Source organism: Allomuricauda sp. ANG21, assembly GCF_040705235.1.
Classification (GTDB): domain Bacteria; phylum Bacteroidota; class Bacteroidia; order Flavobacteriales; family Flavobacteriaceae; genus Flagellimonas; species Flagellimonas marina.
The window spans coordinates 504,003-520,158 of the sequence record NZ_JBFCVT010000011.1; the positions used below are offsets into that span (position 1 = coordinate 504,003).

Annotated in this window: 14 protein-coding genes; 5 read left to right on the plus strand and 9 right to left on the minus strand. The window is 41.8% G+C overall.

What is annotated here, in order from left to right; translation table 11 throughout:
- Nucleotides 1–236: 236 nt before the first annotated feature.
- From AB1A65_RS11045 to AB1A65_RS11085, 9 genes are all read right to left on the minus strand, one after another.
- Nucleotides 237–833 carry a type 1 periplasmic binding fold superfamily protein gene (locus AB1A65_RS11045; protein ID WP_366588956.1) on the minus strand — a complete coding sequence of 199 codons (597 nt, stop codon included), beginning with the start codon at nt 831–833 and terminating at the stop codon, nt 237–239.
- Nucleotides 834–868: 35 nt separating this feature from the next.
- Complete coding sequence (locus tag AB1A65_RS11050; protein ID WP_366588958.1) at nt 869–3,268, minus strand: TonB-dependent receptor; 2,400 nt, start codon at nt 3,266–3,268, stop codon at nt 869–871.
- A gap of 59 nt (nt 3,269–3,327) precedes the next feature.
- The gene (locus tag AB1A65_RS11055) at nt 3,328–3,621 is read right to left on the minus strand and encodes a hypothetical protein (protein ID WP_366588961.1); all 294 of its coding nucleotides are present in this window, start codon (nt 3,619–3,621) and stop codon (nt 3,328–3,330) included.
- A gap of 64 nt (nt 3,622–3,685) precedes the next feature.
- The gene (locus AB1A65_RS11060; RefSeq protein WP_366588963.1) at nt 3,686–4,201 is read right to left on the minus strand and encodes a DUF6787 family protein; all 516 of its coding nucleotides are present in this window, start codon (nt 4,199–4,201) and stop codon (nt 3,686–3,688) included.
- Nucleotides 4,202–4,233: 32 nt separating this feature from the next.
- The gene (locus tag AB1A65_RS11065) at nt 4,234–4,680 is read right to left on the minus strand and encodes a DUF6146 family protein (RefSeq protein ID WP_366588965.1); all 447 of its coding nucleotides are present in this window, start codon (nt 4,678–4,680) and stop codon (nt 4,234–4,236) included.
- Between the two features lie 74 nt (nt 4,681–4,754).
- A complete protein-coding gene (locus AB1A65_RS11070; RefSeq protein ID WP_366588967.1) occupies nt 4,755–5,396 on the minus strand; it encodes a DUF937 domain-containing protein in 642 nt (213 codons plus the stop codon).
- 67 nt (nt 5,397–5,463) lie between these two features.
- Complete coding sequence (locus tag AB1A65_RS11075; RefSeq protein ID WP_366588970.1) at nt 5,464–6,417, minus strand: D-2-hydroxyacid dehydrogenase; 954 nt, start codon at nt 6,415–6,417, stop codon at nt 5,464–5,466.
- 102 nt (nt 6,418–6,519) lie between these two features.
- On the minus strand, nt 6,520–7,584 hold the full coding sequence (gene serC, locus AB1A65_RS11080) for a 3-phosphoserine/phosphohydroxythreonine transaminase (protein WP_366588972.1): 1,065 nt from the start codon (nt 7,582–7,584) through the stop codon (nt 6,520–6,522).
- 72 nt (nt 7,585–7,656) lie between these two features.
- Entirely contained in the window at nt 7,657–8,703 is a 1,047-nt protein-coding gene (locus tag AB1A65_RS11085) for an acyl-CoA reductase (protein ID WP_366588975.1), read from the minus strand.
- Between the two features lie 85 nt (nt 8,704–8,788).
- On the opposite strand from AB1A65_RS11085, the gene AB1A65_RS11090 reads away from it, so the two are divergent.
- From AB1A65_RS11090 to AB1A65_RS11110, 5 genes are all read left to right on the plus strand, one after another.
- Entirely contained in the window at nt 8,789–9,142 is a 354-nt protein-coding gene (locus AB1A65_RS11090) for a 4Fe-4S dicluster domain-containing protein (protein WP_366588978.1), read from the plus strand.
- A gap of 276 nt (nt 9,143–9,418) precedes the next feature.
- Nucleotides 9,419–10,513 (plus strand): redox-regulated ATPase YchF, encoded by a 1,095-nt coding sequence (ychF, locus tag AB1A65_RS11095; protein WP_366588980.1) that lies wholly within the window; start codon nt 9,419–9,421, stop codon nt 10,511–10,513.
- Between the two features lie 67 nt (nt 10,514–10,580).
- On the plus strand, nt 10,581–11,483 hold the full coding sequence (locus AB1A65_RS11100) for a DMT family transporter (protein ID WP_366588983.1): 903 nt from the start codon (nt 10,581–10,583) through the stop codon (nt 11,481–11,483).
- Between the two features lie 103 nt (nt 11,484–11,586).
- Nucleotides 11,587–13,446, plus strand: coding sequence for a DNA topoisomerase IV subunit B (locus tag AB1A65_RS11105; RefSeq protein WP_366588985.1), 1,860 nt, complete (start codon nt 11,587–11,589; stop codon nt 13,444–13,446).
- Between the two features lie 25 nt (nt 13,447–13,471).
- The gene (locus tag AB1A65_RS11110; RefSeq protein ID WP_366588988.1) at nt 13,472–16,099 is read left to right on the plus strand and encodes a DNA gyrase/topoisomerase IV subunit A; all 2,628 of its coding nucleotides are present in this window, start codon (nt 13,472–13,474) and stop codon (nt 16,097–16,099) included.
- Nucleotides 16,100–16,156: the final 57 nt, after the last annotated feature.

The window sequence follows — 16,156 nt, forward strand, 5'->3', positions numbered from 1 at the left end:
TGGATATAAAGTGGGTGCAAAGGTCGCAACTGGTTGTGCCCGTATGGACCTGCTCTTTTGTGGTATTATTCGTGGTTTCGGTATGGTTATCCGAATGATTGGTAATGATGTGGTGCGCATAAAAAGGGAATTGCGACAACCAAATGGCTGCCAGCAATACCCTTAGTACAGTATGCCTTAGATCAAGGGCATTATGTGTCTTTTTTCTACGCACGCTAATGAACCATTATTAAAAATTACTCTATGGTCACGTCAAATGTTTGTGTAATGTCTGTTTCACCGCCTGCTCCTGCCAAAGTTCCATCATTGGGTTTTGTTGGCTCATGTCTAAGGGTTACCGTGAATGTTCCAGTGCTTGCATCCGTAGTGGTCAATGTAAAGAGGATTCCAACAGGGTTGTTAGTTGTAAAATTTTCCCCTGTTTCACCAGATACGTAGTCAGATTCTTCGTCAGCATAAGCAGTACTAGCATTTAAACCACCACCAGTAGTAAAAATGAATTGGTGTTCATCGGCCTCCGCTTCAATTTCCTCATTTACATTTTCCGAAGGAGTTTCAGTCTCATTCAGCAAGCTTACAGTACCGCTATAAGTTGTATTTGTGGCAAGAACAATATCATCTGGTGTAATTACGGGTGCATTGGGACCGTCCCCGTCCAAATCCCTGGATACGAAAGTAACGGTTGTGCCACCACCCTGAGGAATTAAAGTTATTGTCATTGTGGTTATGGTTTCTTCCTCATTAACTTCCTCAGGAGTTTCATCGTCATTGGAGCATGAAGCCATAAAAAGACCTGTTGCAAATAGTAGTGATAAAATTTTGATAGTTTTCATGATGTAATCAATTTTAAGATTTAGTATATAAAAGGTTAATAATTCAATTTTAGTTGTAGGCTGAAATTTCTCCCCAGATCATCAGCAAAAAACCGCTGTCTGTTCAAATAGTCCCTGTAATTGGTGTCCAAAAGGTTTGTTATGTTCAAGGCAGTGGTCAATCGGGTTTTGCCTCCCAATGAAAACTCCATTTGTGAGCCCAAGCTCAAAAGATGGTATGCTCCTGGGGCAGTATTGATTTCCAGAAGCACCTCTTCTTGTTGTTCCGGTGAAAAAACAAAAATGTTTTCAGGGGTTTCATTTTGTTCAAAAACATACGTACTGGTCAAAAAGACCTCAAAGTTGTTCCAGTCTGTCTTGGTGTAGGTGATTCTGTTTCTAAAGTTGGCCGCAGGTATGTTGATCAAGGCGGATTCGTTTTCAACATCTTTTCCCTTAACCAGTGAAAACCTGTGGTCCGTTCTTAGATTGTTTGTCCAATCGGTATGGGCATTAACGTCCAATCCCAAAAGTCTGGCATCAGTTTGCCTATATTCCCACACTGGAAAAGCCCCTCTTATTGTAAATTCTACATCAGCGGGCTCCAAAAGGATAAAATCTGAAATCCAATTGACATACGGTTCAATGGTTAGGCCCCAATGTTTAAATTCTTTGTGGTACGTAGTGGTAAATTTATGTGAGGTTTCACTATCTATTCGCAAATCTCCAAGCTCTATCCGTGCTGCTGAGTGGTGTAGTCCGTCACTGAACAATTCAGATGGATTTGGGGCTCTCTGGGCCAGTGCGTAGTTAAACTTGAGATTTGACCCGTCCACCAAAAAATAGCTCAATCCTGTGGTTGCCGAAAAATTATGATAGTCAAAAACTGGATTCACCAACAAATCAGTGCCACGATCTTCAATAATCAAATCTTGGAATTCTGTATCATATCCTCGTTCTTCCCATCTGCTGGTTCTATAGAACTTTTTTGCATCAACCCTGGTAAAATCATAACGGAAGCCCGCCTCCACCAGTAATCTGTCGGTTGCTTTGTATTCACCCGTAATAAAGGCGCCTAAATCATATTTATTGTAATCTGGAATCAGCCGTCTTACCCCAGTTTCAGGGTTTGCAAAATTATCTTGATATCTTCCCAATAGACCCGCTTGAATGTTGTACTCTTGTTTGGCATCCCATGTGAAATCGGTGGATAGGGTATGAGTGGTCAAGTCCAAATCAATGGAAGCGCGATCATCACTTTCTCCACGCCGAATATCAAATTCAAACCTTCTATTTTTTTGGAAATCATATTGGAAATTCCATTTTCCAAGTCCTTCAAAACGTTTGTAGTATCGAAGCTTACCCAAATGGTGCTTCACTTTTTGTCGTGGGTTTTGTAAATCGTATGTGAAAGGTCTAATAATTGAAGGCTCCCCGCTATTGATACTGCGTATCAAATCATCCACATTGCCAATGTGTGAAGCTCTTAAAACGGCAATTTCAGTATCGAAATACGAATATCTGGCATCCCATCCCCAGGTAAACTCATTTTTCCCGAATTTTAGGGACGCACCCATTTCCTGTATTCCAGTGTTGGACAATATATAATCTGGTGCTTCATGGTCTCCCAAGCGTTTGTAGGAACCTTGAGCCTTAACAAACCATCCTCCACCAAAAGCGCGGGTCAACTCAGAATTGAAATTTCCACCCCTGCCATTTGACATTCCGGTCACTTGCGTTTTTCCAAACAGGGTGTCCTTAGCGGGAACCCTTGCTTGTTCCATAATAATAACCCCTCCAATGGCGTCCCCGCCATATTGTAACGCTGATGCTCCCTTGATCAGTGAAATGGAGCCTGCTGAATTGATGTCGATATTTGGCGCATGCTCCGCACCCCATTCCATGTCCTGCATCCGAACACCGTCATTTAGGATAAGAACTCGACTTCCGGTGAGTCCATGAATGGTTGGCTTTACTATATTGGCGCCCGTATTCAGTGATGATACTCCACCCAACTCTTTTAGGGCGTCGCCTAAATTTCCTGCGCTATACAGCTCTAGGGTCTTTAACTTTAACTGCTCTTCTTGTGCGGTTTTTGTTTTGTTTTTGATGGCATCACCAACAACGTTAACCTCATCTAATTCCTCAAGGTGATGTTCCAGCTTAATATCAAGGTTTGTGGTTCCACGTATCTCAACATCCATTAGTACAGTGGTACACTCTGGGTGCGAAACCTCAATGAGATATTTTCCTGGGCAAAGATTTCCAATTGAAAACATTCCAGATGAATCGGTAGTGGCCATTCTTGAGCTTTCGACGATTAAAATACTAGCGTTGTTTAGTTCAATTTTGCTGTGATAGTCAACCACTTGGCCTTTTAAAGTTGCATTGCAATCTTGGGCAACCATAAAAAGATGCGACATCATCACGAAGCTTATAAAAAGCAGTGCTTTCATTATCAAAAAATAAAAGTTAAAGGTCTATTTTTCCCTATGGAAACTGCGGGGCGGTGTACTTAGGCCTTATGGCGTGGGGGAGGCCTTGAGAAATAGAATAAATTACAAGACTGGCCATTGAATTGTTCAACAATACTTAATTGTTGTGCATTATCTGTAAAATACAGATTTACAACTACTTGTATGTCCTCTGGGGCGTCAAAATCTGAAGCTTGACTGACCAGTGCCAAATAGCAATCATTACAGTTTTCAATGGTATCGGAATCACAATCTTGGTGGGAATAGATATGAAAAGCGGACACCTTGACCAACATCAGGGTTAGAATCACAAGAAGTCCAACAAATCTCTTCATTCTACAAGTTGAAGCACAAATCTAATCAATTTACAGAAAAGCGTAGTGTTAAGAAAACCATAAACTACCGAAAGAGGAAGCCTAGTCCCATGCGTTTCAACATCTTTTGCTCAAATGCCCAAAAGAACTTGTATTGCCCAAACAACCATCCGACAACAATCAAAATAACTTGGTAAATAGGAAATATTAAGAGTATTCTAGCAGTCCAATACACAAAGCCATTGACAGTATTTCTTCCCAGCCCAATCCATTCAGTGAGGGGAGCGGCCAATTTTCCTGAAAGACTTCCCGTGATGGCAAAGACGATGAAAATGGCAATCATTTCCCATTTATGGGTGACCTTCCATTTGTTTTCCAACTTTTTAAAACACCACATAAAAAACCGGATAAGGAAAAAATAAAGGGCTATACCGATTACGGGAACCAAAACCCATTCCCAAACAGTATTGTTGAATTGAAATAGGTGTAACAGTCTTCGGGCAAACATATATGAAGTGGCAATAACCATGACAGAGCCCAAAAAGGGATGTATGAGTTGCCAGTTTTTAGAGATTTCCCAGCGCTTTTTTATTTTCTGCATTGGCTAAAGTATTCCGATGCAAAATTACATTATTATATTCTAGGGATAAAGGGACCCAATCGTTGATTGTATTTTCTTTGGAAATAAATGAAGTAATTGTAGAGTTTGTAATTTACTTCGTAACCATAGTCGATGTTTTGATCGTAGTTGATGGGCATTTGGTACAGATCAGGATTATAGATAAGAGGTTGTGTTGCTCTTATATTCCAGTTGGTCACCATAATGGCATTCCTATTTTCCAAAAAACTTTGGGAATAATACCCTTCTGGCCTGGCGATGCTGTTCAACCAGGTAAAAAAGCCAGGGTCAATGATGATAATCTCATACTCGGTTTCTTCATCTTTGATTTCCACTTGCTGTCCATCATCGGAATTAAAAGCAGCTTGTTCCTCTTTTGAAATGTCTAAAACCTCCTTTTGTGCTGTGCATGAGAGCAAAAGCGAAAAGACTATCAGTAAGGGTAAAATTCTCTTTTTCATAAATTTAAGATACAAAAAAAGCCATTTGAATTTTCAAATGGCTTTGTTAAATAACGTTAAGGTTCAATGAGTGGTTATTTTCCAAAAAGCCCGCCCAGAACACCACCGAGACCACTTTTTTTCCGACCTCCACCATTTAAAACCATTCCTGCAAGATCATCGATAACGCTGCCGTCACCATCAGAATCCAAAAATGTCTCAATGAGTGATTGTTGTTTGTTTGCGGTTTTGGTTCCACCCATTAGTCCGCCAAGAAGTCCACTCAACGCATCTGGATTTGACACTTTTTGTTGACGGGTCTGTTGCCCTAAATATCCCAAAAGAATGGGGGCGGCTATTTTAAGTATTTGGGAAATACTCCCGGCATCAATTCCAGACTTACTGCTTAATGCGTTTTCCACTTGCGGCTGCTTGGAGCCAAAAACATGACCCAAAATTCCTGCTCCATCATCCATCACAGCTTTATCAACCCCACCTCCAAAAAGACCACCGAGGTCGTTTAAAATGCTACCATCATGTTTAGAGGAAAGTGCATTCATAAGTCCTTCAGCCCCTCCTGGAGTAGAAGCATTCTTTTTCATGGCTCCCATTAAAAGGGGCATGGCCATGCTCAGAACTTCTGCTGTTTTGTTTTCAGGTGCACCCGTTTGATTGGAAACACCGCTTACTAGTTGTCTGCCCACAGGGCTATTGAGTAAATCCATTAATCCAGACATATGCGAATAGTGTTAAGGTTAGAAGGGCAATGTACAAAAAAGTGGCCCTATTCCACTTACAACCGATTTATTTTAGCAGTTTAATAACCTGGTCGGCCAATTCCAGACCTATGCGTTCTTGGGCTTCTAGAGTGGATGCTCCAATGTGGGGCGTAAGCGATATTTTGGGATGCATTAATATTTTGATCTCTGGCGTTGGTTCTGATTCATACACATCCAAGCCCGCAAACGCAATTTTATTGTTATCCAATGCGTCCACTAGGGCTACTTCATCCAAAACACCCCCACGGGAGGTATTGATGATTCCTGCACCTTGTTTCATCTGGGCCAACTCCTTTTTGCCGATTACATATCCGTTTTGTGCTGGGACATGCAAACTAATAAAGTCGGAATCTTGGAGCACTGTTTTTAAATCACTGTTCACCAATTTGAATTCCACTGATTGTCCATCAAAAAATGAAACGGTCAGTGTTTCCTTTTCAACATGATGGTCATTCAACAAAACTTTCATCCCTAGTGACAGGGCCATTTTAGCCGTGGCTTGTCCTATGGTGCCAAAACCAATGATTCCCAAAGTTTTCCCCTTCAATTCTCTCCCGTTGGCATAGCTTTTCTTCAATTGCTTGAATTGGCTATCACCTTCAAGGGGCATATCTCGATTAGCACTGTGTAAAAACCGAACGCCCGTTAGCAAATGGGCAAAAACCAATTCAGTTACAGATTCCGCGGAAGCATCAGGTGTATGGATGACATGGATTCCTTTGGATTTTGCATGATCTACATCTATATTATCCAAACCCACGCCCCCACGACCAATCAATTTAAGCTTTGGACAAGCATTGATCAACTCTTTTTTAACCTCGGTAGCACTTCTTACCAACAATGCATCAACGTTGTTTTTATTGATGAAATTGACCAGCTGCTCTTGGGCAACCCGAGTAGTGATTACTTCATAGTCAGCTTTTTCCAAAGCATCAATCCCCAATTGGGCCAATCCGTCGTTTGCTAATACAACTTTCATAAGTTTTCGGTCTAAAAATAACATAGGATGTCAACTGAAATCAGAAATCAGCCTTCTGACATCTGATAACTGATAACTGATAACTGATAACTGATAACAAACCTATCCTTTCTTTTCCAGTTCACTCATAATATCCACCAAAACCCCAACACTTTCAACTGGTAGTGCATTGTACATGGAAGCACGGTATCCGCCAACAGACCTGTGACCATTGATCCCGCTGATACCAGCCTCTTTGCACATTTGATCAAACGTATCTTTGAGTGCATCATCAGTGATGTTGAATGTAGCGTTCATTATGGAACGGTCTTCTTTGGCAGCATAACCGGAAAAAACTGGATTCAATTCAATTTCGGAGTAAATAAGATTGGCTTTACGTTCGTTGATTTCCTCAATAGCGGAAATTCCTCCCAAATCTTTTAACCATTGCATGGTGAGCATGGAAACATACACGGCAAAGACCGGAGGTGTGTTGAACATGCTGTCTTTGCTCACATGGACGGAATAATCCAACATGGATGGAATTTTTCGGGAAACCTTGCCTAAGATATCTTCCTTGACCACAACCAATGTGGTTCCAGCAGGACCCATATTTTTTTGGGCTCCGGCATAAATCAAATCAAATTTGGAAAAATCGAGCTGTCTTGAGAAAATATCAGAGCTCATATCGCACACCAACGGTACATCCGTTTCTGGAAATTTTCTAATCTGCGTTCCAAAAATGGTGTTGTTGGAGGTAAGGTGTAGATAATCTAAATCAGAAGGTACCTTGTACCCTTTTGGAATATGGTTGAAGTTTTGCTCTTGCGATGAGGCCACTTCTACAATCTCACCGAACAATCGGGCTTCCTTAATCGCTTTTTGGCTCCACGTTCCGGTGTTTACATACCCCGCTTTTTTCTCCAAAAGATTGTATGCGGCCATTAAAAACTGCATACTGGCTCCACCTTGAAGAAATATGGCCTGATATCCTTTTCCCTCCAATCCCAAAAGTTCAAGCGCAAGGGAGCGCGCCTTCTCCATAATGGCTACAAATTCCTTGCTTCGGTGAGATATTTCAATGAGTGATAAACCAATACCGTCCAATTCCAGAACGGCTTCAGAGGCCTTTTGCATTACCTCTTGGGGCAAAATACAGGGGCCGGGGCTAAAATTGTGCTTTTTCATTTGCTAGGTTTGAGCGGATAAAGGTCTTAAAAAAACTTGGATCTAAAAACGATTCAAACCAAAGGTTCTATCCTAAAGTTCGAGTAAAAACTCCAGGGTGTCCACCCCATCGGCGTAGTCGTTGAGATTGGGCTTCTGTGTTTCCCCAAAGGGAACATCATCCGTGTTTTTTCGTTTTGAAACCACACATTGGATTTGCAACTCATTTTCCGCAAGATATTTACGTAATGCTTCTTCCGATTCATAATAAGAGTAAAAGAGCGCCGCAATAGGAGAAGCAAAACCTTCATCTTCTTTCAAAATTAAAAACCCGTTATCCCGAATTTGAAAATCGCTCATCAAGTACACTGCCTTATTGTAATCATAGTTATTGGCATATTTATGTTGGTTGATGATATCACTGAACTTAAAAATTGCAGTAAAGAACGGTTCAAAATCGTAGTCAGATGGTACATAAATTTTGGAGACGTTGCGGCAACCCAACCCATAATACCTAAAAATATCTTCGCCCAGAGCCTGTAGTTCTTCCTGGGTCTCATCACCAGTAAGCACCGCCACGGAATTCCTGTTCTTGCGAATGATATTGGGCTTTTTCCCAAAATAATATTCAAAATAACGACTGGTGTTGTTACTTCCCGTTGCAATGACTGCATCAAAACCTTCCAGTTTTCCTTCAGTGAATTCAATCCGCTCTGCCAATAACGGCTCATGCCTTATGAGATATTTGGCAAGGAAGGGCAGTAAAACCTTGTCATTGGAAGAAAGCTTGGCCAAAACCTTGTTTCCGGAACATAAAACGCACAGAAAATCATGGAATCCCACCATGGGAATATTTCCTGCCATTACAATACCGATGGTCTTAGGGGTTTCTTCATTTTTAAGTGTGTATTCGGACAGCCAAGCAGTAAGGTGCTCTTCAGTCAATAAATCACCCCATTGTTTTAGTGCAAAAAGAATGTTTTCTCGCGTAAACCATCCATTCTGGTGTTGGGCTTGGGTAATGACCATCTCAAATTTTGAATGGGTATCGGATGGGTCTTCATAAGAATTTTCACAAAAATCCGTTAGATAATTTCCAAGTTTAACAAAAGCTTCCAATATTGGGAGATGAACGGTCATTATATTTGTATACTAATTTGGTAGGGTTTATTTTTGCCAAAAGTAAGCATGCTGATATAATTCGGCACAATAGAAAAAGAAAATTATGGCGATTATCATAACTGATGAATGTATAAACTGTGGTGCTTGTGAGCCAGAATGCCCAAACACCGCAATTTATGAAGGAGCGGATGAATGGAGGTATAGTGATGGTACTTCCTTGACGGGTGATGTTGTATTGCCCAGCGGAAAAGCTGTGAATGCAGATGATGTTCAGGAACCCATTAGCGATGAAATCTACTATATCGCTCCCGATAAGTGTACAGAATGTATGGGCTTCCATGAAGAGCCTCAATGTGCCGCGGTTTGTCCCGTGGATTGTTGCGTTCCTGATGAAGACCGTGTAGAAAGTGAAGAAGTACTTTTGGGCAAGCAGAAGTTCATGCACCCAGACGGATAAGCAATAAAAAATTCAATATTTTAGCCCCGAACGTGTTGTCGGGGTTTTTTTATGAAAAAAGAAAAAGCATACAATGGTTTTTGGAAACAGCTGGGCTGTATTCTTTCCCTGATCGCGATTCTAGGTATTGCCGCTGTGTTTATTATTGGGCTCTACCTTTTGATTCAAGGATTTTAGATTTCCAAAACAAAACTTCAACTTATATTTGCAGCCGGAATTCAGACCTCAGACTTCAGATGTCTGAAATCTGATAGCTGAGACCTAAAGAAAAAGCCAATGAAAGCCGGTATTGTAGGATTGCCCAATGTAGGAAAATCGACTTTGTTCAATTGTTTGTCCAACGCAAAGGCACAGAGTGCCAATTTCCCTTTTTGTACCATTGAACCCAATATTGGGGTGGTAAATGTCCCTGATTCCCGTTTGGAAAAGTTAGAGGAGTTGGTGAATCCAGAACGTGTGGTTCCCGCCACGGTTGAGATTGTTGATATTGCCGGTTTGGTAAAGGGTGCCAGCAAAGGAGAGGGGCTTGGCAACCAGTTTTTGGGAAATATCCGGGAAACCGATGCCATTCTTCATGTGCTACGTTGTTTTGACAATGACAATATTGTACACGTTGATGGTTCCGTAGATCCCATCCGTGATAAGGAGACCATCGACATGGAACTCCAATTAAAGGATTTGGAAAGCGTTGAGAAAAAATTGGACAAGGTAAAACGTGCCGCTAAAACTGGAAATAAAGAGGCTCAAAAAGAAGAGGGTGTGCTGAATGCCTTAAAAGAAGGGTTGGAAGCTGGAACTTCAGTACGTGCCATACCATTTAGTGATGATGACAGAGCCGAGTATGTAAAACCCATGCAATTGATTACTGACAAACCCGTGATGTACGTCTGTAATGTGGATGAAGAAGCGGCTGCCAGCGGAAATGCCTATGTTGAAAAAGTAAAAGAAGCTGTGGCCAACGAGAATGCCGAGGTCATCTTTTTGGCGGTAGGTACCGAAGCCGATATTACCGAACTGGAAACTTACGAAGAACGTCAGTTGTTTTTGGAAGATTTAGGACTTTCAGAGCCCGGTTCTGCCAAATTGATTCGCGGTGCGTACAAATTATTGGATTTGGAAACCTATTTCACCGCCGGAGTTAAGGAAGTCCGCGCGTGGACCATTCCCGTTGGGGCCACTGCACCGCAGGCAGCTGGCGTTATCCACACCGATTTTGAAAAAGGATTTATCCGCGCCGAGGTCATCGCTTATGATGACTACATTAAATATGGTAGCGAGGCCAAGGTAAAGGAAGCCGGCCGTATGCGGGTAGAAGGCAAGGAGTACATCGTTAAAGACGGTGATGTCATGCATTTTAGGTTTAATGTCTAGCCTCTGGGCATTGTAATTCCCACTTTTCAAAAAATTCTTTAAATATCCCTTGAAGTAGCTTTGCCTTATGTCAACAAAAGGCTTGGGAATTTTATACGGTATCCTTGGGGTAGTGCTGTTCTCCTCAAAGGCGGTCATGGTAAAATTGGCCTACCAATATCAGGTGGAGACTCTGGACCTGCTTATGTTTCGGATGTTCCTCTCCCTGCCATTCTATATTCTTATTCTTTTTCTTATCCGAAAGAAGCGACCCTCAGTTAACATAGAAACCAAGGATTATTTATGGTTGCTCGCTTTTGGGTTTGTGGGCTACTATTTGGCCAGCTATTTTGACTTTTTGGGGCTCAATTACATTAAAGCTGGGTTGGAACGTATCATTTTATTCGTCTATCCCACGATTGTTGTGTTTTTGAGTTGGTTGTTTTTCAGGGAGAGAATCACCAAAGTCCAAACCACGGCCATCGTCATTACCTATATTGGTGTGGTTGTCACCTTTTGGAACGAATTGGAAATTGTAGGAAATGAAGCTTTGGTCGGAGGCTTTTTGGTTTTGCTGAGCGCCATTACGTATGCTTCGTATTTGGTGGGCAGCGGTTGGTTGATTCCAAAGTTTGGCGTGCTTCGATTTACCTGCTACGCCATGATTGTTTCCACCATTTGCATTCTGATTCATTATGTGTTTTCTGGCGATTGGGATTTGTTCCAATATCCGTTACCGGTGTATGGGTATGGATTCGCCATGGCTATTTTTGCCACGTTGATTCCCTCATTTCTGGTTTCCGCTTCCATTGAACGACTGGGCGCTTCCAACTTTTCCATTTTGGGGAGTTTGGGACCTGTATCCACCATTTTATTGGCGTATGTTTTTCTTGCTGAAAAACTCACCTATTGGCAATTATTTGGAATGTTGATTGTGATTTTCGGGGTAACCTATCTCTCGCTCAATCGAAAAAGAAAGGCCTTGCGGTGATTGCTATTAACAATCACACCCTTTTCTTTGTTGATTACTTTCTGCCGCCAATACTTTTATTTTTGCTCCGAAATTTTATATTGCAAGGATTAACCCTTAACTCATGTCACAAACCCAGTATACCGAGGATAACATTCGTTCCCTGGATTGGAAGGAGCATATTCGTATGCGCCCAGGGATGTACATTGGAAAATTGGGCGATGGTTCCTCCGCAGATGATGGTATTTACATCCTCCTCAAAGAAGTCATTGACAACTGTATCGATGAATTTGTCATGGGCGCCGGGAAGACCATCGAAATCAATATTAAGGATAATACCGTTCATGTGCGTGATTTTGGTCGAGGCATCCCACTGGGAAAAGTGGTGGACGTGGTCTCCAAAATGAACACCGGCGGTAAGTACGATACACGAGCCTTTAAAAAATCGGTGGGATTAAATGGAGTAGGGACTAAGGCCGTAAATGCACTGTCCACTTATTTCCGGGTGGAGTCCACACGGGATGGGCAATCCAAATCCGCAGAATTTGAAACCGGCAACCTCACTAACGAAGAATTGCTGGAGGAAACATCGAGACGAAGGGGAACCAAGGTGAGTTTCATTCCCGACGAGTCCATTTTCAAAAAATACAAATACCGAAATGAGTATGTGGAACGCATGCTCAAAAACTACGTTTACCTAAATCCGGGGTTGACCATTGTATTTAATGGTGAAAAATTCCATTCAGAGAATGGGTTGAAGGATTTGTTGGAGGACAACAATAATGAGGAAGATTTTTTGTATTCCATCATTCACCTAAAAGGAGATGACATTGAGGTCGCCATGACCCACAGCAGAACCCAATACAGTGAAGAGTACCATTCCTTTGTAAATGGGCAACACACCACGCAGGGCGGAACGCATCAATCTGCTTTTCGGGAAGCTGTGGTAAAGACCATTCGCGATTTCTACGGAAAGAATTATGACGCTTCAGATGTAAGAAAGTCAATCATTTCCGCCATCTCAATTAAAGTAATGGAGCCTGTTTTTGAGAGCCAGACCAAGACCAAGTTGGGCTCAACGGATATGGGGGGAAACCTGCCCACAGTGCGTACCTACATCAATGATTTCGTGGGTACCCAACTGGACAATTACCTGCACAAAAATCCAAAAACCGCCGAAGCGCTTCAACGCAAAATTGTTCAGGCCGAAAAAGAACGAAAGGAACTTTCTGGCATTCGAAAGTTGGCAAGGGAACGGGCCAAGAAAGCAAGCCTTCACAATAAAAAATTACGAGATTGCCGAGTGCACCTGCAGGACATGAAAAATGACCGAAGGTTGGAAACCACGCTGTTCATTACGGAGGGAGATTCCGCATCCGGCTCCATTACAAAGTCACGAGATGTAAATACACAGGCTGTTTTTAGTCTTCGGGGCAAACCGTTGAATTCATACGGTATGTCCAAAAAGATTGTGTACGAAAATGAGGAGTTCAACTTGCTTCAGGCAGCTTTGAACATTGAGGAATCCATGGAGGATTTACGGTATAATAATATTGTAATCGCTACCGATGCAGATGTGGATGGAATGCACATCCGATTGTTGTTGATTACCTTTTTCCTTCAATTTTTCCCAGAATTGATCAAGGAAAATCATTTGTATATTCTTCAAACTCCACTCTTTAGAGTGCGCAATAAAAAAGAGACCATTTATTGTTATAGCGAGGAGGAGAAACGCAATGCCATTGAAAAGTTGACAGGAAAGCCAGAGATAACCCGTTTTAAGGGATTGGGTGAGATTTCTCCAGATGAGTTCCAACATTTTATCGGAGATGATATTCGATTGGAACCTGTAATGTTGGACAAGGCCATGAGCATAGATAGTCTGTTGCAGTTCTATATGGGGAAAAATACTCCAGACCGACAAGAATTTATCATAAATAACCTTAAAGTTGAACTTGATTTGGTTGAGGAAAACCAACTATAAACCTATTAAATGCACGCCCTTCTAGATGGAAGAGAACGAAGAACTGAATGATGAAGGTTTGGAAAACCAAGACAATTCCCAAGATAGCCTGGTCAAGGTTACGGGGATGTACAAGGATTGGTTTTTAGACTACGCTTCCTACGTGATTTTGGAGCGGGCCGTTCCCGCTATTGAAGACGGATTCAAGCCCGTACAGCGAAGAATCATGCACTCGCTCAAGGAATTGGATGATGGTCGCTACAACAAAGTGGCCAACGTAGTCGGGCATACCATGCAGTACCATCCACATGGTGATGCCAGTATTGCCGATGCCATGGTACAGATTGGGCAAAAAGATCTTCTTATAGATACCCAAGGAAACTGGGGGAATATTCTAACCGGTGATGGCGCTGCAGCACCCCGTTACATAGAGGCACGACTTTCAAAATTTGGTTTGGAAGTAGTCTATAGCCCAAAAATCACGGACTGGCAGTTGTCCTATGATGGAAGAAAAAAGGAGCCTGTAAACTTACCGGTAAAATTTCCATTGTTGTTGGCCCAAGGTGCGGAAGGTATTGCCGTTGGATTGTCCACTAAAATTTTGCCACACAATTTTATTGAGTTAATAGATGCTTCCATCAAACACCTAAAAGGGCAACGTTTTAAACTGTATCCCGATTTTCCTACGGCTGGCATCATTGATGTGACTAACTATAATGATGGTCTACGTGGTGGAAAGGTGCGAGTTAGAGCAAAGATTTCAACACTGGACAAGAACACCTTAGTAATCAATGAGATACCTTACGGAACCAACACCTCTTCTTTAATTGATTCCATTCTTAAAGCCAATGATAAGGGCAAGATTAAAATCAAAAAAATAGAGGACAACACGGCGGCTGAAGTTGAGATTTTGGTGCATCTGCCCCCCAACATTTCGCCAGACAAAACCATTGATGCCTTGTATGCCTTTACGGCCTGCGAATCGTCCATTTCACCATTGGGTTGTATCATTGAAGACAATAAGCCCTTGTTTATTGGCGTGACCGAAATGTTGCAACGCTCCACGGACAATACAGTGGAATTGCTAAAGGCTGAATTGGAGATTCAATTGGGAGAATTGGAAGAACAATGGCACTTTGCTTCATTGGAGCGGATTTTCATCGAGAACAGAATCTACCGCGATATTGAGGAAGAGGAAACTTGGGAAGGTGTCATCGCGGCAATCGATAAAGGTTTGAAACCCTTCACCCAAAACCTAAAGCGTGCCGTTACCGAAGAAGATATTGTACGTCTAACGGAAATCCGTATCAAACGAATTTCAAAGTTTGATTTAGAAAAGGCACAGCAACTTATTGAAAGTTTGGATGAAAGAATCGCCCAGACCAAACATCATTTGGCACATTTGGTGGAGTTTGCCATTGACTATTTTAAGGAACTCAAAAAGAAATATGGCGCAGGTAGGGAGCGAAAATCCGAAATCCGAATTTTTGATGACATCGAGGCGACCAAAGTGGTCATCCGAAACACCAAACTCTATGTCAACCGTGAGGAAGGTTTTATTGGAACTTCCCTAAAAAGGGACGAATACGTTACGGATTGCAGCGACATAGATGACATCATCGTGTTTACCCAAAAAGGGGAAATGATGGTGACCAAAGTGGACTCCAAGGTGTTTATTGGAAAAAATATCATCCACGTTGCCGTTTTCAAGAAAAAGGACAAGCGTACCGTTTATAATATGATTTATAAGGACGGCAAGGGCGGTCCAAGCTACATAAAGCGATTTAATGTAACCAGTATCACCCGGGATAAAATCTACCCGCTTGCTGGTGACAAAGCTTCGGCTGAAGTACTATATTTTTCCGCCAATCCCAATGGTGAAGCTGAGGTTGTTACCGTTTTGCTACGTCAATCGGGTAGCATCAAAAAATTAAAATGGGATTTGGATTTTGCAGATGTCCTCATTAAAGGAAGAGCTTCAAAAGGAAATCTGGTTACCAAATATACCGTGAAGCGCATCGAACTCAAAGAAAAGGGTGTCTCCACATTAAAGCCTAGAAAAATTTGGTTTGATGATGTGGTAAACCGACTCAATGTGGATGGAAGGGGAGAGTTGCTTGGAGAATTCAAAGGTGACGACCTCTTGTTGGTAATTGACCAGAAAGGAATTGTAAAAACCATTGCGCCGGATTTATTGACCCGTTTCAATGAAGATATGATCGTGTTGGAGAAATGGAATCCAAAGAAACCGATTTCCGTGGTACATTATGAAGGCGAAAAAGAGCGTTATTACCTCAAGCGCTTTTTGGTGGAAAACCCAAATAAGGAAGAATTGGTGATTTCGGAGCACCCAAAATCATTTATGGAATTGGTATCTACCGATTGGCGACCGGTCCTAGAAATTGAATTCATAAAACCACGAGGCAAAGACGCAAAGCCCAACATGGAAGTTGATGTTGAAGACTTTATCAGCATAAAAGGCATAAAAGCCATTGGAAATCAGCTAACTGCGGAAAAAGTAAAAAATATAAATGTATTGGATTCCTTGCCCTTTGAGGAGCCTGAAGAACAAACAGCGGAAGATATGGAAGTTATCGATGAAGAAAGTATAGATGTTCCCAATACTGATATTGAATCAAAAGATGAAGGTTCTGACCAAACCTCTTTGTTTTAATGCTTTTTCTGCCTATTTTGTCGCAATTGTGTTACACACACCAAAACCACATTTCTT